Origin of the sequence: Arthrobacter sp. SLBN-122, from assembly GCF_006715165.1 — a bacterium.
In the GTDB taxonomy this organism is placed as follows: domain Bacteria; phylum Actinomycetota; class Actinomycetes; order Actinomycetales; family Micrococcaceae; genus Arthrobacter.
On record NZ_VFMS01000001.1, the window covers coordinates 329,601 to 352,021 of the forward strand.

Below are 22,421 nucleotides of genomic sequence, written 5' to 3' on the forward strand. Positions count from 1 at the left end.
TGCGGTTCTGCTAGCGCTTCTTCTTTTTCGCGGGGCGTTTGGCCGCATCCTGGGCAGCTGCCTTGGCAGGGTTGCCGGAGCGTCCGCCTCCTGACCGGGTCTCCACCCGGGTCTGGGTTCCACCGCTTTCACTGGGAGCCGTGTACTGCAGCTGCGCCGGCTTCTCGGGAGCTTCAAGACCTGCGGCGTGGACCTGCGGGTCAACATGCTCGGTGTGCCCGCCGGCAGCATCCTGTACTACGACATCCTGGGCAGGGGTTACTTCCACCTCAAGGTTGTAGAGGAACCCGACGCTTTCCTCGCGGATGGCCTCCATCATGCTTTGGAACATGGCGAAACCCTCGCGCTGGTATTCCACCAGCGGATCACGCTGTGCCATGGCGCGCAGGCCGATGCCTTCCTTCAGGTAATCCATTTCGTAAAGGTGTTCCTGCCATTTGCGGCCAATGACGGAAAGGACCACCCTGCGCTCAAGCTCCCGCATGCTCTCGGAACCGATGACCTCCTCGCGGGCCTGGTACACCAGGCGGGCGTCAGAGAGAATCTCTTCCTTCAGCAGTTCAACCGTGACCCTGGACTTGCCGCCGGCTTCCTCAATGATGTCTTCAGGCGTGACGCTGACCGGGTAGAGCGTCTTGAGGTTCGTCCACAGCTGATGCAAGTCCCAGTCGTCGCCATTGCCTTCCGCGGTTGCGGCGTCGATCAGGGCCACAATGGTGTCTTCGATGAAGAACTGCACCTTCTCATGCAGGTCGTCGCCCTCCAGGATGCGGCGGCGGTCGCTGTAGATCGCTTCGCGCTGGCGGTTGAGGACGTCGTCGTACTTCAGCACGTTCTTGCGCTGCTCGGCGTTCCGGCCTTCCACCTGTCCCTGTGCGGAGGCGATGGCACGGGAGACAAGTTTGGATTCCAGTGCGACGTCATCCGGTACCGAGCTGTTCATGAGCCGTTCCGCTGCTCCGGAGTTGAAGAGCCGCATGAGGTCATCGGTCAGCGAGAGGTAGAACCGGGACTCGCCGGGGTCGCCCTGGCGGCCGGAACGTCCGCGGAGCTGGTTGTCGATACGGCGTGATTCGTGCCGTTCGGTGCCCAGGACGTAGAGTCCTCCGAGGTCCAGGACTTCCTCGTGTTCATCCTTCACGGACTGCTTGGCAGCTTCAAACGCCGCAGGCCAGGCTGCTTCGTATTCTTCCGAGTTCTCCTCCGGGTCCAGCCCGCGCCTGGCGAGCTCGGCGACTGCGGTGAACTCGGCGTTGCCGCCCAGCATGATGTCCGTGCCGCGGCCTGCCATGTTGGTGGCTACGGTGACGGCGCCCTTCCGGCCGGCCTGGGCAACAATCGCAGCTTCCCGGGCGTGGTTCTTGGCGTTCAGGACCTCGTGCCGGATGCCTTCCTTGGCCAGCAGCTTGGACAGGTACTCGCTCTTCTCCACGCTGGTGGTGCCCACCAGCACGGGCTGGCCTTTTTCGTGCCGTTCGGCGATGTCCCGCACCACGGCGTCGAACTTTACAACCTCGTTCTTGAACACAAGGTCCGGCTGGTCGATCCGCTGCATATCCCGGTTGGTGGGGATGGCCACCACGCCCAGCTTGTAGGTGCTCATGAACTCGGCTGCCTCGGTCTCAGCGGTGCCGGTCATGCCGGAAAGCTTGTCGTACATGCGGAAATAGTTCTGCAGGGTGACGGTGGCCAGGGTCTGGTTTTCCGCCTTGATCTCGACGCCTTCCTTGGCCTCGATTGCCTGGTGCATGCCTTCGTTGTAGCGGCGCCCGGCCAGGATGCGGCCGGTGTGCTCGTCAACGATCAGGACTTCGCCGTCCAGGATGACGTAGTCCTTGTCCCGCTTGAACAGCTCCTTGGCCTTGATGGCGTTGTTCAGGAACCCGATCAGCGGGGTGTTTGCGGATTCGTAGAGGTTGGAGATGCCAAGGTAGTCCTCGACCTTTTCGATTCCGCTCTCCAGTACGCCAACGGTGCGCTTCTTTTCGTCGACTTCGTAGTCCTTCTCGGGCTGCAGCCGGAGCACCACCTTGGCGAATTCGCTGTACCAACGGTTGGTGTCCCCCTGGGCAGGGCCGGAGATAATCAACGGCGTACGGGCCTCATCGATCAGGATGGAGTCCACTTCGTCGACGATGGCGAAGTTGTGGCCGCGCTGGACCAGTTCGTTCCGGTCCCATGCCATGTTGTCGCGCAGGTAATCGAACCCGAACTCGTTGTTGGTTCCATAGGTGATGTCGGCTGCGTACTGCTGGCGGCGCACTGCCGGGTCCTGGTTTGCGAGGATGACGCCGCTGGTCAGGCCGAGGAAACGGTACACGCGGCCCATGAGTTCGGACTGGTATTCGGCCAGGTAATCGTTAACGGTGACCACGTGGACGCCCTTGCCCGTGAGGGCGTTCAGGTAGGCGGGAGCGGTCGCCACCAGGGTCTTGCCTTCACCGGTCTTCATTTCGGCGATGTTCCCCAGGTGCAGGGCAGCGCCACCCATCAACTGAACGTCGAAGTGGCGCAATCCCAGTGTCCGCGAGGATGCTTCCCGCACGGCGGCAAATGCTTCCGGAAGCAGGTCGTCGAGCTTTTCGCCATCCTGGTGGCGTTCACGGAGACGGTCCGTCTCCTCTCGCAGCTCGGCGTCGCTAAAGGTCTTGAAGGAGTCTTCGAGGGCGTTGATGGAATCGGCATAATTCCTCAGCTGCCGGAGTGTTTTCTTGTCACCCGTGCGGAGAATTTTTTCGATAAGTGATGCCACGTGAAGATGCTCCCAGTCTGATGCCGCCGAATTCTGGCGTGTTCAGTCTACGGGAGAGACACGCGGCCGGTGCCCCTTTTCCCTGAGAGCGGATACTCCTTACAAGCGTGGCAGTTCCTGTGACAGCCGGGCAGCGAGGTCTCCCGCCGGTCCCACTTCCACATCAGGCAGGCCAAGCCACTGACCCATCAGCTTCAGTTCGACGGCGAGTTCGACGGCGGTGTCCCCCGGTGCGTCCGGCTCGGCGAAGGCGGATCTCACCAGCAGCCGGCCGGCCGCCCGGTCCGCTTTTAGGTCAACCCTGGCCACGATCCTGTCCCGGAGCAGGAAAGGCAGGACGTAGTAGCCAAAACGCCGTTTGGGCTCCGGAGTGTAGATCTCGATCCGGTAATGGAAGCCGAACAGTTCCAGGAGGCGCCGGCGTTCAAAGACCAGGGAATCGAATGGGCTCAGCAGCGCGCGGCCGGTGGCCCGCCGCGGCAGGGCCGCCTCCGCATGCCGGTAGACCTCCCGCCCCCAGCCCGCCACGCTGACAGGCTCCAGCCTGCCTTGCTCCACCAGGTTCGCAACGGCCAGCGCCGTTGCCTTGACGGGAGTCCGGAAGTAGTCGGCGAAGCAGCGAATGCTTCCGATCCCATGTGCCCGGGCAGCCGCTTCGGTCAGCCGCTGCAGCGCAGCTGTTGGATCCGTTTCCCCTGCCGTTGGGGCCGGAAATGGGAGGACTTTGGAGGTCAGCGTGTACCTGCGCTCGAATTGCCCCGTCCTGGAGGCAGCCGATACCAGCCCCTCTTCGAACAGGTGTTCCAGGACCCGTTTCACTGCGTTCCAGTTCCACCCCCAGTTGATGGTCTGTTTTTCCTCGACATGGCCGATATGGGCGGTCAGTTCGGAGGCCGTCATGGGCCGTGACCTGGCCAGGACAGCCAGGATCCTGGCTGCAACGTCATCGCGGAGGCCCGGGTCCAGCCGCGAGGCGCCAACCCAGGACCGCTTCTGCCATGGAAGCAGATCCGGATAATGCTCCGGGCGGATATAGCTCGCCTCGTGTGCCCAGTACTCCAGCATGCGCCGGGGATGTTTGGCGGACATGCGCTGCAGTATGTCCCGGTCGTAATTGCCCAGGCGGGAGTAGAAGGGCAGGAAGTGGCTGCGGATCAGGACATTCACGGAATCGATCTGGACGAGTTGGAGCCGGGCAAAAGTCCGGCCCACCGCCCGTGCTGTCACGGGGCCGGTGGGCCGTCCTTTATGGAGTCCCTGTGCTGCCAGTGCGATCCGCCGTGCCTGGTCAAGGCTCAGCGTTGCCGACAATTCAGTCCTCTCTGATGATGGTTTTGTCCACCCTAAGCGTTGGCTGCGGCGTCGTCGGAGCGGTAAGCGAGGATCTTTTCCTCCACGACGGTGTCTCCCGGCTCGCATTCATGGTCCAGGGTGATGACCCCGTAGGTCCAGCCGCGCCGGCGATACACGACGGAGGGCGTGTTGGTCGCCTTGTCCACGAAAAGGTAGAAGTCGTGGCCGACAAGCTCCATGTTGTCTACGGCGTCGTCGAGGGAGAGGGAAGCAGCGGGAAAGACCTTGCGCCGGATCAGTACCGGCGACTTCCCAGCCGGGATGTCGTTGTCCACATCGTACGGGGATTTGTCTTCGGGGGCTGCCACCGCTTCGTTCCGGTGGTTGGCCTCAAGATACAGCGGTTCGTGGGCGCTGGCGGGCTCGAGTGAGGCGGTGGCCTCACGAACAGCCTTGGGAGTGTGGCGGCCATGGTGGACCTTCTTGCGGTCCTTGGCCCGCCGGAGCCGCTCAAGCAGTTTGTTGTACGCGAGGTCAAAGGCGGCAAACTTGTCTGCGGCGCTCGCTTCGGCGCGGATTACGGGTCCGCGGCCCAGGACTGTCACTTCTACTGTCAGCTGGTCGCCGGTCTGCCGGGCATTGGTCTCCTTGGAGACTTTCGCGTCGACGCGCTGGACCTTGTCACCCAGCGATTCGATTTTCGCGATTTTTTCCCCGGCATATTCGCGGAACCGGTCTGAAACTGTCAGATTTCGTCCGCTGATCATAAACTCCATGGTGCCCTCCAAATGACTTCGGTGACACGACGGCGGCGCTTCCATGGGCCGGGCTGTCTGACAGTCGAGCCCCTCTCCGAGCCGCCATCGAAAGGTACATTCTGTTCTTGGTACCCACCACCGACGTTAGTTCATAGCCACTCGTTATTCATCCTTTCCCGGTTTATTTTTTTCTAAGTCATGGCGGCTTCCGGGCGGGCCGGGGGCCATGGCGTCTGGCTCCGTGGTGTCGGGTGGGCGTGTCGCGGCCAGCACGACGGCGCCCCTCACGTTGGCGCCGGAAGGTGCAGTGCCCGGGCTGCTTCACCGACCGTGGCGCCGGTTGTCAGGACGTCGTCGACGATAATGCAGGGCCGCCCCGCGACCAGTGCGCGGGCTCCGCGCCTGAGGCGCATGGACCCCCGGACGCGCCGCGAGCGGGCTCCCCTCCCCAATCCCTTTTGACCGCCCGCACCCTTCCTGCCGCCCGATCCGTGAGTGCCCAGCAAGGGGCCGGGCGCGGCGGTTTTGGCCAGTACGTCCGCGACGCCGATGCCTGGAAGCTGCCGAACCGCCTCTTTCAGGAGCAGGTGGACCGGACTGAACCCCCGGTTGACGTAGGCCGCTGTGCTGGTGGGGACGGGGACCAGAAGGAAACCATTGCCGCCCGGAACTGCCGCCCTGGCTGCTCCGGCGAGCGCCCGGCCAAGGCTCCTGCCGAGCTGATGCTGGCCGTGCCGCTTGAACGACAGCAGTCCCTGCGCCAGCTCGTCCCGGTACACCCCTGCTGCCACAACGGGAAGCATGATGGTCCCGCCAACATCCATGAGGGCGGGGGCTCCGCTTTCGGCCCGGAACGGCTGCCTGGTCAGCTGGCGGATGCGGCCGGCGCAGGATGGGCACAAGGTGCTGTCTTCGGCCCCGCAGCACACACAGTCCACCGGGACTGCCAAAGCGAGCAGATCCGCCAGGGCGCCGGCCAACCAATCGATGAGGCGCAGGAGACCGGCCTCGTGTTCACCCCGGTGCAGCGCCGCCCACGGCGGGGGTGGTTGAAGGTCCGGGTCCGTTCTCCGGTTGTCCTGATGCCCGGAAGCGGCTGTGCCGATCCTGCGGAATACGCCATACACGGTCCCACTGTGGTCCGATGCCGGTCCCGGGAGGAGGCCCGGGCGTGGCCATGTGGATAAAGCGAGGCCATCAGGATGGCGGAAGCATTGTCCGCCGCAGTCCCCGGCAGAAACGTCAGCCAGGGAACGCCGGGTCGATGGGGCCCTTGATTTGCGGGGACCAGCCGTTGCCCAGGCGCTGGAAGATCCCCTCCCCGGACTGGACGTAGATGTCATCGACGCCATTTCCCGCGCTGATGGCCACGAGCCCCGGCCACGGGGCAAGCTGTTGCGGCTGTCCGGACGTGAGGGACAGCAGTTCAGGCGTGACATTGGAACCCGCAGCACCCTTCATGACGGCAACCGTGGTGCCATTGACCCAGACGCCTTGGTCGGGATCCGTGGCGGTTACCAGGGTTATGGGTGCGGTCAGTTCCCGCGGCGTGCCGTCGGCGGTACGGATGACGCCCGATACCTGCACCTTGGACTTGCCGTTTTGTTCAGATATGACCAGGGCGCGCACGCCGTCGCGCGAGATTCGGAATTCCTTGACGGTCCGGCCGGCAAGCCAGGAAGGTGCCAGCGTTACGGTGGGGACGGCGGCACCCTCTGCTACGCCGGCGGGTCGGAAGGCCACTACTTCGGTGGCTCCAGTGGCGCCGGGTCCAGCCGTCCACACCCAGTCGTTGATGCTGAAGGTGGGCCGGCTGAGGGTACTCCTGGTGGTCAGGGCGCGGGCCGGCTGGCCGGGGCTGATGCTGTAGAGCGTGGTGCGGCCGTCGTTGAGGAAGGCGGCCGTTTGCGACACCGGGGATTCCGCCGGATAGCGGGGGTTGAGCGCGGACACCGGCTGCATGTCGGGCAGCGGCGAGACACGGTTGTTTTCGTACCGCACCAGTTCGTTGCCGCTGATGGCGATCTGTCGTGACGGCACGGTCTTGTCCAGCACCGGTGGAAGAACTGACCCGTTGTCCTCCACACGGACGAGGTCCTGGTTGGCGCGCAGCTCAACGTTGACAACGTCAGGCTGGCTGCGGAATGTCAGGGTCAGCTGCATCTGCATGCGGAGGCGGTCCTCCGCGGATGTTTCGGTCAGTTCCTTTGCGGTCAGGTCCACCTGGGCCGCCCCGGACACCACCGGCACGGATTCGCGGGCCAGCTTGATCCCGGAGGGGAAGGCGCTGGCGACGGCGCCGCGCAGGTATGGGGCGGGCCCGGCCAGCAGCGCGCTGGTCATGGCTTTGACGGTCTTGTTCTTCAGGAACCAGCGGACGTCGGGAATGGCGTAGGTGAAGGTGGGGTCGTAGAAGTAGATGGGGTAGGCACCGTAGATCACCTTGAACGTTTCTTCGGCAATGGCGGTCCCGTCCGGAATCGCCGAGATCCGCCATTCTCCATCGACCTGGGTCACCGTTACCGGAATGCGTTCCACGGTTCCGGCCGGCGACTGGGTGGCTATGCCGTCGGCGTCCACCGTGTAGGAGACATCAAGCTCGTAGTTGAAGACGTTTTCAGTTTCTGTGGGGACAACGCGAGCCTCCCGGTATACCAGCGCGCGTTTGTCCGGTTTCCAGGACACGGCCGACGCCTGGGTCAGGTATTGGCGGGCCACCGCATAGTCGTCCTCGTAACCGCTGCCTGCCCGGTAGAAATAGTCAATGATGGTCTCCGGCGACGCGCCCTGCTGGGGCGCTGCCGGGAGGAACACCGGCGCGCTGACGTTGCCGGCGCTGCTTTCGCTGCTTTTTCCCACCGGCCCGGAGGTGGGGATCCGTGCGCAGCCTGACAGGAGGACGATCAGCAGGGCAAGCAGTGCCGCCGGGTACTTCGCCTGGCGTCCATTGGCCCTCATGGTGTCTCCTCAGGTGCCCGCGAGGGAGCAGGCCGGGCCGCTCCCGTCTGCAGCACCAGCATGTTCTTGTGGTCATGTTCCAGGGGAACGCTCCCCGGCCCACCGGGATTGGTGACGTCCTTTGGTTCCAGCTGCAGTGGCGACTCGGTAATGACTTCGTCCTGCCGCAAGGGAAGGGTCAGGCGGAAGTTGGCGCCGTCGCCCTTCCTTCCCCAGGCCTGCAGCCAGCCGTGGTGCAGCTTGGTGTCCTCCATGGCGATGGACAATCCCAACCCGCTTCCCCCTGTGGTGCGCGCCCGGGCAGGGTCCGCGCGCCAGAACCTGTCGAAGACCCGCGCAGCCTGCGCCGGGTCCATTCCGATGCCGTGGTCCCTTACCGTAACTCCCACGGCAGTTTGGTTCACCGCGACGGTGACGGTCACCGGTTTGCCCTCACCGTGCTCGACTGCGTTCAGGATCAGGTTGCGCAGGATCCTGTCGATCCGCCGGGCGTCCATTTCCACAATCACGGCGTCCCCGGGAGCGGAGTAGATGATCTCCGACCCGTATTCGGCAGCCACCGGAGCAGCGCCTTCAATAACGTGTGCGATGACTTGGAGGAGGTCCTCCGGTTCAGCATCCAGCACGGCCACACCGGCATCGAAGCGGCTGATTTCCAGGAGGTCCGAGAGGAGGGACTGGAAACGCTCCACCTGGTTGTACAGCAGTTCGGCGGACCGCTTGTTGATGGGGTCGAAGTCGTCCCGGGCGTCGTACAGGACCTCTGCCGCCATGCGGACAGTGGTCAGCGGCGTCCGCAGCTCGTGCGAAACATCGGACACAAAACGCTGCTGCATCTGCGAGAGCGTTGCCAGTTGGGTGATCTGCTCCTGCAGGCTGGCGGCCATGTGGTTGAAGGAGGCGCCAAGCCGGGCCACCTCGTCCTCGCCCCTGACCACCATGCGCTCCTGCAGCTGCCCGGCCGCCAGTTTCTCCGACACCATCGCGGCGTGGCTCACCGGGCTTACCACGTTGCGGGTGACGTACCAGGCGACGGCGCCGATCAGGAGGACCAGTACCGCGCCGCCGGCCCAGAGGACGCTTTGGATCTCGTTGAGCGTCTGCTGCGCTGTGTTCAGGTCGTAAATCAGGTAGAGCTCGTAAACGGTGCCGTTGAAGGTCACCTTGTTCCCCACGGCGATCCCCGGCCGGTCCTCGGTGCCCACGGGGATGACCGTGGAGGCCCAGTACTGGTCCTTCCCCGACTGCTGGACGGCCTTGCGCAGCTCCGGCGGAATCACGCTGACCGTCAATTGGTCCGAAGCCCGCGACTCAACCCAACGGTTCCGGGGCTTGGTTTGCTCCGGCATCGCTTCAAAGACATAGCGGCGCTGGATCACGGAGCCCCGGCCCTCCACCGCGTTCAGGGTGTCGTAGACCAGGGTGATGACGCTGGACTGGTCGGTGACCTGGGCGCCGTCGAACGTCTCCTGCACCTGCTTGACGTTGTAACGGGTCTCAGACTCAGCCTGCGTCAGCCGCTCCTGGAACAGGTTGTTGGCGATCTGGTTGGACAGATAGGCACCCACCACGGCGAACGAAAGCACAGCCAGCATCAGTGTGGTGAGGACAGTGCGGAACTGCAGTGACCGGCGCCAGCGCCGCTGCAGGGCCCGCCCAAGGTACCTCAGCCCGGGCAGGAAGCGACGGACTCCCGTCCGGACGAGCCTGGCCACCCGCAGCGCCACGATCAGGGCGCGCCGCTGCCAGATCCTTGCCCGGAAGGCAACATGCCGGAGTCCGGGGGCGGCGGCTTCAGTGGCTTCCGGCGCGCTCTGGCCGCCGCCGTCCTGCTTTACGGCATCCGCGGAGTCCGGGGTTGCGCGCTGATCCGGTTGCCCGTCCTGCGCGGCGGGATCAGACCCCTGCTTTGTAGCCGACACCACGCACCGTCAATACGACTTCCGGGGCTTCCGGGTCCTGCTCGATCTTGGACCGCAGGCGCTGGACATGGACGTTGACCAGGCGGGTGTCGGCGGCGTGGCGGTAGCCCCAGACCTGCTCCAGCAGCAGTTCGCGGGTGAAGACCTGCCAGGGCTTGCGTGCCAGTGCCACCAGGAGGTCGAATTCCAGCGGCGTCAGGGAGATCCGCTCATTGCCCCGGCTGACGGTGTGCCCGGCAACGTCGATGGTGATGTCCGCGATCCGAAGCGTTTCGGGGGCCTTCTGGTCCCCCGGGCGAAGGCGTGCACGCACGCGTGCCACCAGCTCGGCGGGCTTGAAGGGTTTTGGCACGTAGTCATCGGCACCGGATTCCAGTCCGCGGACGACGTCGGAGGTATCGGACTTGGCGGTCAGCATGACGATGGGCACGTCCGACTCGGCACGGATCTGGCGGCAGACCTCGATGCCATCCATACCGGGAAGCATGAGGTCGAGCAGGACCAGGTCCGGGCGCGAGGACCGGAACACGTCCAGGGCCTGGGCGCCGTCAGCGCAAAAGACCGGCTCGAAGCCGTCATTACGGAGGACAATTCCAATCATCTCGGCCAGCGCTTCGTCATCATCTACCACCAGAATGCGTGCCTTCATAGCTATATATTCCCTTATCGGGATGGGTTTGTCCTGTTGAGCGGCTTCCGGCATGGCGGGACACTAGGCCGTCCGACGCCGGAACTATAGTCTTGGGGTCATGCTCCGCGTGGCCGGTGCGCCCCTTTTGGGGCCTGTTGGCAGGGCACGGGCAGGCGGACCGGTATTGGGGGAGGAATCAGTGTCACCACAGGAGTCGGGGCCCGGGGAGCCGATGGAGGATCCGGCAGGCGCTGGACAGGACGACGGCGGGCCGGCAGCTTTAAGCGGCCGTCAGCCGGTGCCGTCCGCCTGGGAGCAGCCGTGGGCACCGCCCGCAGGGCGGCCAGGAATTCCGGGGCAGGAACCAGAGGCCAGGCAGCAACCGCCCGGATGGCAACAATCCGGATGGCAACAATCCGGACAGCACCCAAACCTTAACACTCCCTACCCGGGAAACCCGTACCGCGGCTCCTCCCCCTACGGCAGCCAAGCGGCCGGCGGCCAGTATTACGGTGGCTCCCCCTCCGGTGGGCAGTCCCATAGCGGCCCGGGATACAGCGGCCAGCCCCACAGCGGATCCCCTTATGGCGGGCCGCGCTACGACGGCTCCCCGTATCCAGGCGGTTCCTACGGAGCCTGGCCATCGCAACAGCCCCGGTACACCGCTCCGCCCAAGCCCGGGATCATCCCGTTGCGTCCGTTGATGTTCGGGGAGATCCTGGACGGCTCATTCCAGGCCATCAGGCGCAATGCCAAGGCCATGCTCGGCGCCGGCCTCCTGGCGCAGTCCCTGTCGGCAATCCTCGCGGCGGTGCTTACAGGATTCCTTGCCACGTCATCAGGGTCCATGGAAGCCTGGGCGGAGACCGCGAGCAACGCCGACATCGCGTCCGTGGGGATCGGGCTGATGGCTACCTTTGCCCTGCTGTCCATCCTGTCCGTGTTCATGTCCGTTGTGCTCCAGGGCGCCATGGTGGTCCCGGTGGCCCGGTCCGTCCTGAACCGGCCCACCGGCTTCCGCCGCATGTTGTCGCTGGTGCGTTCACGGATCGCGGCGCTGGTCAGGCTGGCGGCGGTGCTGGTCGCAGCGGCCATAGCCGCGATGGTGCTTTTCTTCGTCGTCATCGTGCTCCTGTTCTCCAATATCCGTGGCGCGGGCGCACTGCTGGTCATCCCGCTGATGATGGCTTTCGGTGCCGTGTTCCTCTGGGTGGCGATCAAGCTCATGGTGGCGCCTGCCGCCGTCGTCATCGAAGAACTGGGCGCATTTGCCGGGCTTCGCCGCTCGTGGCAACTGACCCGCGCCAACTGGTGGCGGATCCTTGGCATCACCCTGGTGGTGGGCATCCTGGTTGCTGTCATCACGCAGGTGATCCTGATCCCCGCAAGCCTGCTGCCCTCGGTCCTGTCGGGGGTCGTCTCGCCACACGGCGGCCCCGGACAGGACTCAACGCTGTCCGTTGCCATCGGCATCATCACCGCGGTGGTGGGTGCCCTGGTGGGAGCGGTGGGCTACGCCTTCCAGACGTCTGTCATGGCATTGCTCTATATGGACCTGCGGATGCGCAAGGACGGTCTGGACATCGCGCTCCTGCGCGAACTGGAAACCGGGTCGGATCCTGGCAGCATCCCGGGCCGGAATGCCCAGGGCGGAAGCACCCCGTACCCCGGATACGGGACGGCGCCGGGAGCATGGCCCTATGGCCGCTGAACCACCCGTGCTTCCCGACGCCGGGGAGGCACGGCGCTGGGCAGCGGAGGAACTGGCCAGACAGGAGTACCGTGACGCCGCCCCGTCCTGGCTGGACAGCCTGTGGCGGAACTTCCTGGATTGGCTGCAGTCCCTCGACGGTTCCCCGGGGGACGCTGCGCCGGTGCCCAGCCCGGTCATCGCCCTGGTCGTTGCCGCCATCATCGCGGCTGCCGTCATCCTGGCCCGTCCCCGGCTGAACGCGCGGGTGCGGCAGGCCAAGGACGTGTTTGAAAGGGAAACCGCCCTGGCCGCCGCGGACTACCGGAAGCGCGCGGAAGCCGCTGCCGCGGGCGGAAAGTGGGGGGACGCCGTCGTCGACCGTTTCCGTGCAGTGGTCCGCAGCGCCGAAGACCGGGCCATCCTTGATCCCCAGCCAGGCAGGACCGCTGATGAAGCCGCCCGGGCTTTGTCCGCACCCTTCCACCCCGAATCAGTGCGCCTGGCCCGGGCGGCGGCCACTTTCGACGGGATCCGCTATGGAAACAGGGCGGCGGGCAGCCGCGACTACCAGGAGATGGTGGAACTTGACACCATCCTGGACGCCATGAAGCCCGCCAGCGCCGGCGCGCTGCCATGACCGGGCTTCCCACCGCCGGCGAAAAGCGCCGGGATACTGATGCTGCCACCGGGTCCACGCCTGGTGCCCGCACAACCCAGGGTTGGCTGCGGCGGCACCGTGGTGTGGGCGCAGCGGTAGTGGTGGTGGCCGCGGCGCTGGCGCTGGTCGTAGGTGCACAACTCGCGCCCAAGGGTGACACCGTTCCCCTCTCGGTCCACAATGCGGGGCCAAACGGTGCCAAGGCCCTGGGGCAGATCCTGGGCCGGCACGGGGTTTCCGTCCACAGCCCGGACCGGTTCGAGTCAGCGCTGCAGGACCTGCGCAACGGTTCCGCCCCTACGCTCCTGCTTTACGACAGGAACGGCATCCTGGATGCGCAGCAGTTGACCCTCCTGAAAGCGGAGGCGGAGCACGTGGTGGTGGTTTCCCCCCGTTTGGAGACCCTGACCGCGCTTGACACCGGCATCCGCCAGGCCGGAGTTGTCCCCGATGCCTTCCAGGTCCTTGGCCCCGGTTGTTCCCACCCTGATGCCCAGGCGGCAGGTGAGGTCACAGGACAGGTCACCGGACAAGTCGCCGGACAGGGAGCATTTGTGTACGACGGCGCCATGTCCTGCTTCCGGGCAGCAGGAACCGCCGGGATGCTCGCCGTCAGCGGCGATGGCCGGCTGGCCGTGTTGGGCAGCACGGCAGTCCTGGGAAACGAAAGACTGGACGAACTGGGAAACGCGGCGCTCGCATTCAGGCTGCTCGGTTCCTCGCCGGACCTGGTCTGGTACCTGCCCTCGATTGCGGATGCGGCAGTCAGCGAAACCGGGGAAACCCTCGATGACCTTGCCCCGGACTGGGCCCGCTTCCTGGGCCCCTGGCTGCTCCTGGTCGCGGCAACTGCCGTCGCGTGGCGGGGGCGCCGCCATGGCCCCCTGGTTTTCGAGCCGTTGCCGGTAGTGGTCAAGGCCGTTGAGACGGCGGAGGGACGCGCCCGGCTTTACCAGGACTCCCGCGCGCTTGACCAGGCCCGCGACAACCTTCGGGCCGGGCTGCTGGTGCGGCTCTCCGGGAAGCTGCGGATGGACCCGGCCGCCACCGCCGAGGAGATAGTCTCCGCAGTGGCCCGGCTCCTGCACCGGGATCCCGCCGAAATCCGAGCACTGATCAATGAACGCCCCACCAGCGAGGCCCGGCTGGTTGCCTGGTCGCAGGCACTGGACAAACTCGAGAAAGAGGTCAAGATCCGATGAGCGAACAGAGCAGTGGCCAGCAGGTCCTTAACCAGATGGACGACGACGGCGCACGGCAGGCGCTGCTTGCTGTCCGGCGGGAGGTGGCCAAGGCAGTGGTGGGACAGGACGCCACCGTCACCGGCCTCCTGATCGCCCTGCTTTCCCAGGGCCATGTGCTGCTGGAAGGCGTCCCCGGGGTTGCGAAGACCCTGCTGGTCCGGGCATTGTCCTCAGCGCTGAGCCTGGACACCAAGCGCGTGCAGTTCACCCCCGACCTCATGCCGGGCGATGTCACCGGCTCGCTGGTCTACGACTCGCACACCTCCGAATTCAGCTTCCGGGAGGGACCGGTCTTCACCAACCTCCTGCTGGCGGACGAGATCAACCGGACCCCTCCGAAGACGCAGGCCTCGCTCCTGGAAGCCATGGAAGAGCGGCAGGTGTCTGTGGACGGCGTGTCCCGGCCGCTGCCGGCGCCCTTCCTGGTGGCGGCCACCCAGAATCCCGTGGAGTACGAGGGGACCTATCCCCTGCCGGAGGCACAGCTGGACCGGTTCCTGCTCAAGCTCACCATGCCGCTGCCCGGACGCGGGGAGGAGATCGAGGTCATCCGCCGCCATGCGGCGGGGTTCGACCCACGGGATCTGGCAGCAGCCGGCGTCCGGGCGGTGGCCGGGGCGGAGGACCTGGAACGGGCACGGGAGGCAGTGGCCCGGGTAGCGGTTGAACCGGAAATTATCGGCTACATCGTTGATCTGGTGCGCGCCACCCGTTCAGCTCCGTCATTCCAGCTTGGCGTCTCACCCCGCGGGGCCACTGCCCTGCTCAACACTTCAAGGGCGTGGGCCTGGCTCTCCGGCCGGCCGTTCGTCACCCCGGACGATGTCAAGGCGCTGGCCCTGCCCTGCCTGCGGCACCGGGTGGCGCTGCAGCCCGAAGCGCAGATGGACGGGGTCAGGGTGGACGACGTCCTGGGCAGCATCCTCGCTTCCGTCCCCGTTCCGCGCTGATGGCCATCTCCGGTCGCTTCGTGGCGGTGGTGCTGCTGGGCCTGGTACCGGTACTGCTGTTCCCGGGATGGCTGACCGCAGTGGCCACGGTCGCCCTGCTCACCGCGTTGTTGAGCGCCGAACTGCTTTTCGCGGGATCCCTTCGGCAGGTCACTGTGACGCGTGCCGAACCGGAGAACGTCACGCTCAACAATGCGGTGGAAGCGGTGTTCACGGTCCGCAACAGCGGCACCAGGCGGCTTCGCGGAACCTTCAGGGACGGGTGGCAACCGTCCGCCGGCGCCCTGAACCCCGTCCAGGACATGGACGTCCCGGCCGGCGAGGGCAGGCGGTTCGCAGTGCAACTCCGGCCGGTCCGCCGGGGTAACCTCGCCGCGCCGCATGTGACGTTTCGTTCATTTGGCCCGCTGGGGCTGGCAGCCCGCCAGCGGACCATCGAATCTCCGGGCTCCGTGCGGGTGCTGCCGCCCTTCCATTCCCGTCGCCACCTGCCGTCGAAGCTGCGGAAGCTGCGCGAGCTCGACGGGAAGGCCGCAGTCCAGATCCGCGGCGCCGGCACCGAGTTCGATTCCCTGCGCGACTACGTCCGCGGCGACGACGTGCGCTCCATCGACTGGCGCGCCACCGCCCGGCGTTCCTCCGTCGTGGTCCGGACCTGGCGCCCGGAACGGGACCGCCGCGTGGTGATGGTATTGGATACATCCCGTACCGCCGAAACCCGCCTGGATACCGGGATCGAGGCTGCGCTTCTTCTGGGGGTCCTGGCCGAACGGGGTGGCGACCGGGTGGACTTTGTGGCATTCGACCGCAGGACCAGGGCGCGGGCCGGCTCTGCCGGGCAGGGCACTATCCTGGGCCGGCTGGTCCAGGCCATGGCACCCCTTGAGGCGGAGCTGATCGAGATGGATTGGCCTGCGGTCCCCGCGGAGGTCCGCGCGGTTTCGGCCCACCGGTCCCTCGTGGTGCTGCTGACGTCGCTGGACAGCGGGGCGCCGGAAGAAGGCCTGCTGCCCGCGGCGGAGCGGCTGGCAAGCCAGCATGCCGTAGTGGTGGCGGCCGTCCGCGATCCCCAGCTGGGCGCCATGCTCCGCGACCGCAACGACGCCACGGCGGTGTTCCGCGCGGCTGCGGCGGAGCGGGCCCTCCTCCAGCGGGCGGCGGTGACGGCCGAGCTGCGCCGCTACGGCGTGGAAGTAGTGGATGCCGAGCCACACGACCTGCCGCCAAGGCTTGCAGACATGTACATCAGGCTCAAGGCTGCCGGTAGATTGTGAAACCACAAGGCAGTCATTCCAGAGCCAACAGGAGGTCCACTTCATGAACGTCCCGATCTACCAGCAGGCCCTGGGCGGGGAATTCTCCCGGCTGCAGCCGGAACTCCAGGAGTACTTCTCGCTGGTCCCGGGATCCGGACAGTACGGCGTCGGGGAAGGAACGTTCGACGTCGTGGGTTGCCGCCAGCAGTGGCTGCGCCCTTTGCTGCGGCTCACCGGAGGTGAAGAGGCCTTTTTCCCTGAGTATGGGGAGAACGTCCCGTTCCGGATCGAGAACCACGCGCACCAGGATCCGTTCGGCCGATCCAGCCTTACCGCCCGCCGCGAGATCCGCTTCCCGGAACGCACGCGGCTTTTCCAGGACACCACCAGCGTCACCAACCGCGGTGGCAGCACCCAGCTGGTGGACTACGTTGGGCGCTACCGGCGCCTGGTGACCGACCTGAATTTGAGCGTCACTGCCGAGGGAAGGCTGCGCGGCGTGTCAGAGGCGTCGCGGCTCTTCCTGGGCCCGCTCCGGGTGCCGCTTCCGGCAGCCCTGGACGCCAAAGCGTACGCCGAACAGTGGTGGGATCCTGCTGAGGGCAGCAACGGGCGGCACCGCATCCAGGTTAAGGTCATCCAGCCCCAGATCGGCCTGGTCCTGGTGTACGCCGGGGCCTTTGATTACCGGCTCCGCACCTATACCGGCGGCAGTTCCGCCCAAAGCTACCTGCCCCGCTACGCACAGCCGGACCGTTGGGAGAACAGGGTGTAGCCCTATCCCAGCGCCTGCTGGTTCAGGCCGTCGGCTACCTGGGTGAGCCTGCCCAGGACGGCCGTGGCCTGCGCCGGTGAATGCTCTGCCAGGCCGGCTGCCGGGGTCACCCGGATGGCGCCGAGCAGCGACGGCGGAAGACCCAGCTGGCGCCACGGACGCCATACCGATTCCACGCAGTCGGCAACCCGGGGCAGCGAACCGCCCGCAGGCACGTCCAGCGCACCCGCCCAGAACTGTTTGCCTGCCTCCACCGCGCCGGCCACGTGCTCCCACTGCCGGTTAGTCAATGCCTTAAGCGGCAGCGCAATGCCGTCCGCACCGGCGGCCAGAACCAGCTCGATCGGTGCTTCGATTTCAGGGCAGGACACGACAACTTCTGCTGCACCGGCAGAGCGCAGGGCGTCCAGGACCAGACGCCAGGACTCGCGTGCTTCTGATGACGGCACAGCGCGGAGGGTGCGGTATCCGCTGGACGTGGGTATGGTTCCGGCCAGCACGGCGGCGATGTCGGGCTCGTCCACCTGCACCACCAGGCGGGCACCCGGGACAGCGGCCGCCACCCGGCGAAGGTAATCCCCTACTCCGGCGGCAAGCGACGCGGCAATGTCCCGGCGGGCCCCATGGTCCAGCAGCGCCCGCTCCCCGTTGTGCAAATGCAGGGCGGCGGCAAGGCTGAGCGGCCCCACCAGCTGCACCTTCAGTGCACCGGCGGACACGTCCTCGGCTCCGGCCACGTCGGCGAGGACGTTCAGGTCGGTGGACAGTGCCGACGCTGCACGCTGCATGTCCTTGCCGGGGCGGTCAACCAGCCGCCATCCGTAGGGCTGGACGTCCACTGCCAGCTCTTCCAGCAGCGAGGCGGTGCGGCCCACGGCGTCGGAACCCACGCCGCGGTGGGGCAGTTCGGCGAGGAATGGCAGGTGCGGACTGCCCAGTTCGCCGCGAATGATGCGGCCGGCTTCGAGCGGGTCATCCCCGGGCCATGGACCCAGGCCGGTGGCCGTCACTTCCTTGGCTGCGGCTTCCTTGGCAGGCGCCACGGCCGGACGCCGGTCAGGCTCCGGTTGGTGCTGTTCCCGCCTCACGCCAGTGCGGAGGTCTGCGGCTGCTGGCCGGACGAGGCCTGGTGGCCTTCGGCGATGGCCTCGTGATGACGGATCACCTCGCCGATGATGAAGTTGAGGAACTTCTCCGCGAATGCCGGGTCGAGGTGGGCGTCCTCGGCGAGGCGGCGCAGTCTCGCGATCTGGGCCGCTTCCCGTCCTGGATCACCGGCCGGCAGGCGGTGCGTTGCCTTCAGGAAGCCCACTTTTTGCGTGGCCTTGAAGCGCTCGGCGAGGAGGTACACCAGGGTGGCATCGATGTTGTCGATGCTGGAACGGATGGACAGCAGTTCAGCCATCACCGAATCGTCCACGTGGCCTGCCAGCGAGCTGGCGGATGGATCAAAATCGTCGGAGCCGGGAGAGGTGGGGTTGTGCTGCGTCATGGTTCCAGTCTATGGGAGCCGATGGAATCGACGCGGGTGTGAAGCGCCGGTGCCGGCCGTTCGCCGGCCCCGGCGCTTCACACTTCACCCATCTCCTCCGGGGTCAGATGCCCAGGAGCGCCCGGTGCTCTTCCCGCCGTTTAGCCTGTTCGCCGGGGTCCGGCACGGGCAGGGAGGCGATCAGCCGGCGCGTGTAGTCATGCTGGGGGTTCCCCATGACCTGGCTGCCGATCCCCTGCTCCACCAGCTTGCCCTTGTACAGGACGCCCACCCAGGAGGACAGGATGTCCACCACTGCCAGGTCGTGGCTGATGAACAGGCAGCCGAACCCAAACTCCTCCTGGATGTCCCGGAACAGCTCCAGGACCTTTGCCTGGACCGAAACGTCCAGGGCCGACGTCGGCTCATCCGCTATCAGCAGCCGGGGGTTCAGGCTCAACGCCCGCGCCAGTGATGCCCGCTGCCGTTGCCCGCCTGACAGTTCGTGCGGGTACCGGCCCGCATACGACGCGGGCAGCTGGACGGATTCCAGCAGCTCACCAACGCGTTTTCGCGCCTGGGCCTCGCTTGGCCGGGTATGGATGAGCATGGGCTCGGCAATGCACTCGCCAATGGTCAGCTGCGGGTTGAATGACGCGGCCGGGTCCTGGAACACGAAGCCAATATCCTTGCGGAACGGCTTGAAGGTGCGCTCCCGCAGGTTGAGCATCTCATAGCCCAGCACCTTGAGGCTGCCGCCGGTGGTCCGGTTGAGCCCGGCAATGGCGCGCCCAATGGTCGTCTTGCCGGAGCCGGATTCACCCACCAGTCCAAACACCTCGCCCCTGGACAGGGTGAAGCTGACCCCGTCCACGGCTTTGAAGGCGGGTGTTCCCAGCCGTCCCGGATACTCGATCTCCAGGTTGTCGGCAGCCACCAGGATTTCCTCGTCCTGGTGGGGCCGTTCGGTGAGGCCCTCCGACGCCGAGTTGCGGCCCAGGTGCGGCACCGCAGCAAGGAGGTTGCGGGTGTAGTCCTGGCGGGGTTCAGCGAACAAGGTCTTCGCCGGGGCCTCCTCCACGATGTCGCCTTGGTACATCACCACCACGCGGTCCGCCAGATCCGCCACCACGCCCATGTTGTGGGTGATCAGCACGATCGATGTTCCATACTTGTCGCGCAGGTCCCGCAGCAGCTCCAGGATCTCGGCCTGGACTGTGACGTCCAGGGCTGTGGTGGGCTCGTCGGCCACAATGAGTCCAGGATTCAGGGCCAGCGCCGCGGCGATCACCACGCGCTGCTTTTGCCCGCCTGAAAACTGGTGCGGGTAGTAGTTGACGCGGTGCTCGGGATCAGGGATCCCCACTTTTCGGAGCGCATCGATGGCCCGTGCTTTCGCATCCTTTTTTGAAACGCGCCTTGGGCCCTCACTGGCCGCATGGGCGCGGATGCCTTCGGCGATTTGCCAGCCCACCGTGAATACCGGGTTCAGTGCCGTGGACGGTTCCTGGAACACCATGGCCACATCCCGGCCGCGGATCTGGCGGAGCTTCGCGGCGCTCACGCTGATGACGTCGGCGCCGTTGATCAGCACCGTGCCGGAGCTGCTCGCGGTTTCGGGCAGCAAGCCCAGGATCGTTTTGGCGGTCACCGTTTTACCGGAGCCGGACTCGCCAACGATGGCCAGGACCTCGCCTTTCCTGACGTCGAGGCTCACGTCCTTGACTGCCGGGACATCACCGACGTCGGTGGCAAAAGTGACCTTGAGGTGGTCGATGTCAAGAACCGGTTGGCCGGCGTCAGTGCCGTGGTTGGGCAAAGGATCGATGTTGATAGTCATGACGTCCTCACTTCTGCGCCGAGTGCCCCAGTGGCCACGGGCGCCGGTGAACTGCCGCCACCGGTCCGCCTGCGGCCGCGGAGGCGCGGATCGTTCAAGTCGTTGATGCTTTCCCCTACCAGAGTCAGCCCCAGGACTGTCCAGACGATGGCGATGCCCGGGAACAGGCCGGTCCACCAGATGCCTGACGTGGTATCGGCGAGCGCCTTGTTCAGGTCAAAGCCCCATTCCGCAGCCGAACTTGGCTCGATGCCGAAGCCGAGGAAACCAAGTCCTGCCAGGGTCAGGATGGCTTCGGACGCGTTGAGGGTGAAGATCAGCGGCAGTGTCCGGGTGGCGTTGCGGTAGATGTGCCTGGTCATGATGCGGATGTTCGACGCACCCACCACCTTGGCCGATTCGACGAAGGGTTCGGCCTTAAGGCGGATGGTCTCAGCACGGATCACCCTGAAGTACTGCGGGATGAAGACCACCGTGATGGAGATGGCGGCGGCCAGGATCCCGCCCAGCAGGCTGGACTGGCCGCCGCTGATGACGATTGCCATGACGATTGCAACCAGCAGTGAGGGGAAGGCGTAAATCGCATCCGCCACCACTACCAGGATCCGGTCCAGCCATCCGCCGATGTAGCCGCTCACCAGGCCCAGGATGACGCCGGCGAAGATGGAGAGAACCACGGCCACGATGATGACCAACAGCGCTGTTTGCGTGCCCCAGATCACGCGCGACAGGACGTCGTACCCGCCCACGGTGGTGCCGAGGAGGTGCTTGCCGCCGGGTGCCTGCTGGGTGGGGAAGCTCCCGTCGGCATCCGACAGTTGCGCGAAGCCATAGGGCGCCAGCAGCGGTGCCGCCAGTGCCGTGAGCAGGAAGATGCCGGTAAGGACGAGCCCCACCACCAGCATGAAACGCTGCAGGCCGACGCTTTTGTTGAAGTGGGAAACCACGGGCAGCCGCCGGAAAAGGGGGGCCCGCGGGTTGGCGACGGGTTCCAGGGGTGTCTCTGCAGTCATGTCAGTACCTCACGCGGGGGTCGATCAGCGCGGCAATGATGTCCACGATGAAGTTGGTGACGGCGACGATGACGGCCAGCAGCACCACGATGCCCTGGACGGCCACGAAGTCGCGCGCCGTGAGGTAGTTGGCCAGCTGGAACCCGAGGCCCTTCCACTCGAAGGTGGTTTCAGTCAGTACTGCGCCGCCGAGCAGCACGGCGACCTGCAGGCCCATCACGGTGATAATCGGGATCAGTGCCGGTTTGTAGGCGTGCTTGGTGACAAGGCGGAACTCGCTGACACCGCGCGAGCGGCCCGCCTCGATGTAATCCTTGCCCAAGGTGCCGATGACGTTGGTCCGGACCAGGCGCAGGAAGACTCCCGCTGTCAGGAAGCCCAACGCCACCGCCGGAAGGACAGCGTGGGACATGACGTCACTGAACGCGGCCATGTTTCCGCTGCGCAGGGCATCCAGCCAGTAGATGCCCGTGGGGGCCTCCAGCGCGGTGAGGGACAATTCGGTCCTGGTGCCCGCGCGGCCGGCGACCGGCAGCCAGCCAAGCCACACGGAGAACACCAGCTTGAGCAGCATGCCCGCGAAGAAGACCGGGGTGGCGTAGAACAGGATGGCCAGGATCCGAAGCACTGCGTCCGGCAGGTGGTCACGCCGGTGCGCGGCGATCATGCCCAGCGGAATCCCCACCAGCAAGGCAACGATGAGCGCGTTGACGGCCAGCTCCAGTGTGGCGGATCCGTAGGTAGTGAGCATCTCGGTGACCTTGCGGTTGTCCGAGAGGGTGGTGCCGAAGTTGCCTGTAACAAGCTGGCCCAGGTATTCGAAGTACTGCACAAGCAAGGGCCGGTCGTAGCCGGCGGCGTGGATCCGTTCCTGCAATTGATCCGGGGGAAGCCTGCCGCCCATGGCGGCGGTGATGGGGTCGCCGGTGATCCGCATAAGGAAGAACACCATGGTGACCAGGATGAGGATGGTGGGGAAGATCAGCAGGAAACGGACCAGGATGTACTGGCCCAGTCCTCCGCCTCCCTGTTTTTTCCTGGGTGGTAGGAGTGCGTCCGCGTCAGTGGGCGGCGCGTCAATCAAAGTTGTCATCGGTACCTGGATTCGTGGTGACCGGGAGCCAGCAGTCCCCTCGGTGCTGGCTGATGACCGGCAAAAGGCGGGACACCGTTGCGGCGTCCCGCCTCCGGCCCGTCAGAGCCCGAT

The 22,421-nt window shown here is 65.9% G+C and carries 18 protein-coding genes; 6 read left to right on the plus strand and 12 right to left on the minus strand.

The genetic code is table 11. The annotated features are described in order from the left end of the window. Positions 1 to 10 precede the first annotated feature (10 nt). The 7 genes from secA to mtrA form a co-directional block, all read right to left on the minus strand. Positions 11 to 2,752 (minus strand): preprotein translocase subunit SecA, encoded by a 2,742-nt coding sequence (gene secA / locus FBY36_RS01470; RefSeq protein WP_142117011.1) that lies wholly within the window; start codon positions 2,750 to 2,752, stop codon positions 11 to 13. A 99-nt stretch (positions 2,753 to 2,851) separates the two neighbouring features. Then, a complete protein-coding gene (locus FBY36_RS01475) occupies positions 2,852 to 4,063 on the minus strand; it encodes a winged helix-turn-helix domain-containing protein (RefSeq protein ID WP_142117012.1) in 1,212 nt (403 codons plus the stop codon). 32 nt (positions 4,064 to 4,095) lie between these two features. Further along, a complete protein-coding gene (gene hpf, locus FBY36_RS01480) occupies positions 4,096 to 4,821 on the minus strand; it encodes a ribosome hibernation-promoting factor, HPF/YfiA family (protein ID WP_142117013.1) in 726 nt (241 codons plus the stop codon). Between the two features lie 266 nt (positions 4,822 to 5,087). After that, positions 5,088 to 5,930 carry a ComF family protein gene (locus tag FBY36_RS01485; protein WP_327436684.1) on the minus strand — a complete coding sequence of 281 codons (843 nt, stop codon included), beginning with the start codon at positions 5,928 to 5,930 and terminating at the stop codon, positions 5,088 to 5,090. 115 nt (positions 5,931 to 6,045) lie between these two features. After that, a complete protein-coding gene (locus tag FBY36_RS01490; protein WP_142117014.1) occupies positions 6,046 to 7,761 on the minus strand; it encodes an LpqB family beta-propeller domain-containing protein in 1,716 nt (571 codons plus the stop codon). Continuing rightward, positions 7,758 to 9,683, minus strand: coding sequence for an MtrAB system histidine kinase MtrB (gene mtrB / locus FBY36_RS01495; protein ID WP_442858256.1), 1,926 nt, complete (start codon positions 9,681 to 9,683; stop codon positions 7,758 to 7,760). The genes FBY36_RS01490 and mtrB overlap by 4 nt, the downstream gene beginning before the upstream one ends. Further along, on the minus strand, positions 9,658 to 10,332 hold the full coding sequence (gene mtrA / locus FBY36_RS01500; protein ID WP_056334824.1) for an MtrAB system response regulator MtrA: 675 nt from the start codon (positions 10,330 to 10,332) through the stop codon (positions 9,658 to 9,660). The genes mtrB and mtrA overlap by 26 nt, the downstream gene beginning before the upstream one ends. Positions 10,333 to 11,017: 685 nt before the next feature. On the opposite strand from mtrA, the gene FBY36_RS01505 reads away from it, so the two are divergent. Genes FBY36_RS01505 through FBY36_RS01530 form a run of 6 tightly spaced genes read left to right on the plus strand, consistent with a single transcriptional unit; the run spans position 11,018 to position 16,890 of the window. After that, positions 11,018 to 12,025: a DUF7847 domain-containing protein gene (locus FBY36_RS01505; RefSeq protein WP_235008669.1), complete on the plus strand. Its 1,008-nt coding sequence runs from the start codon at positions 11,018 to 11,020 to the stop codon at positions 12,023 to 12,025. Next, positions 12,015 to 12,644 carry a DUF4129 domain-containing protein gene (locus tag FBY36_RS01510; protein ID WP_142117017.1) on the plus strand — a complete coding sequence of 210 codons (630 nt, stop codon included), beginning with the start codon at positions 12,015 to 12,017 and terminating at the stop codon, positions 12,642 to 12,644. Before FBY36_RS01505 ends, FBY36_RS01510 begins: the two co-directional genes overlap by 11 nt. Further along, positions 12,641 to 13,867 (plus strand): DUF4350 domain-containing protein, encoded by a 1,227-nt coding sequence (locus FBY36_RS01515; protein ID WP_142117018.1) that lies wholly within the window; start codon positions 12,641 to 12,643, stop codon positions 13,865 to 13,867. The genes FBY36_RS01510 and FBY36_RS01515 overlap by 4 nt, the downstream gene beginning before the upstream one ends. Then, complete coding sequence (locus tag FBY36_RS01520; RefSeq protein ID WP_142117019.1) at positions 13,864 to 14,859, plus strand: AAA family ATPase; 996 nt, start codon at positions 13,864 to 13,866, stop codon at positions 14,857 to 14,859. Before FBY36_RS01515 ends, FBY36_RS01520 begins: the two co-directional genes overlap by 4 nt. Further along, a complete protein-coding gene (locus FBY36_RS01525) occupies positions 14,859 to 16,133 on the plus strand; it encodes a DUF58 domain-containing protein (RefSeq protein ID WP_142117020.1) in 1,275 nt (424 codons plus the stop codon). Before FBY36_RS01520 ends, FBY36_RS01525 begins: the two co-directional genes overlap by 1 nt. Positions 16,134 to 16,176: 43 nt before the next feature. After that, entirely contained in the window at positions 16,177 to 16,890 is a 714-nt protein-coding gene (locus tag FBY36_RS01530) for a DUF4166 domain-containing protein (RefSeq protein ID WP_142117021.1), read from the plus strand. A 2-nt stretch (positions 16,891 to 16,892) separates the two neighbouring features. On the opposite strand, the gene FBY36_RS01535 is transcribed toward FBY36_RS01530, so the two are convergent. The 5 genes from FBY36_RS01535 to FBY36_RS01555 form a co-directional block, all read right to left on the minus strand. Then, entirely contained in the window at positions 16,893 to 17,933 is a 1,041-nt protein-coding gene (locus FBY36_RS01535) for a hypothetical protein (protein WP_235008671.1), read from the minus strand. A 41-nt stretch (positions 17,934 to 17,974) separates the two neighbouring features. Then, complete coding sequence (locus FBY36_RS01540; RefSeq protein WP_142117022.1) at positions 17,975 to 18,382, minus strand: chorismate mutase; 408 nt, start codon at positions 18,380 to 18,382, stop codon at positions 17,975 to 17,977. 103 nt (positions 18,383 to 18,485) lie between these two features. Beyond that, the gene (locus FBY36_RS01545; protein ID WP_142117023.1) at positions 18,486 to 20,201 is read right to left on the minus strand and encodes an ABC transporter ATP-binding protein; all 1,716 of its coding nucleotides are present in this window, start codon (positions 20,199 to 20,201) and stop codon (positions 18,486 to 18,488) included. Then, on the minus strand, positions 20,198 to 21,214 hold the full coding sequence (locus FBY36_RS01550) for an ABC transporter permease (protein WP_142117024.1): 1,017 nt from the start codon (positions 21,212 to 21,214) through the stop codon (positions 20,198 to 20,200). Before FBY36_RS01550 ends, FBY36_RS01545 begins: the two co-directional genes overlap by 4 nt. 1 nt (position 21,215) lies before the next feature. Then, on the minus strand, positions 21,216 to 22,307 hold the full coding sequence (locus FBY36_RS01555) for an ABC transporter permease (protein ID WP_142117025.1): 1,092 nt from the start codon (positions 22,305 to 22,307) through the stop codon (positions 21,216 to 21,218). Positions 22,308 to 22,421: the final 114 nt, after the last annotated feature.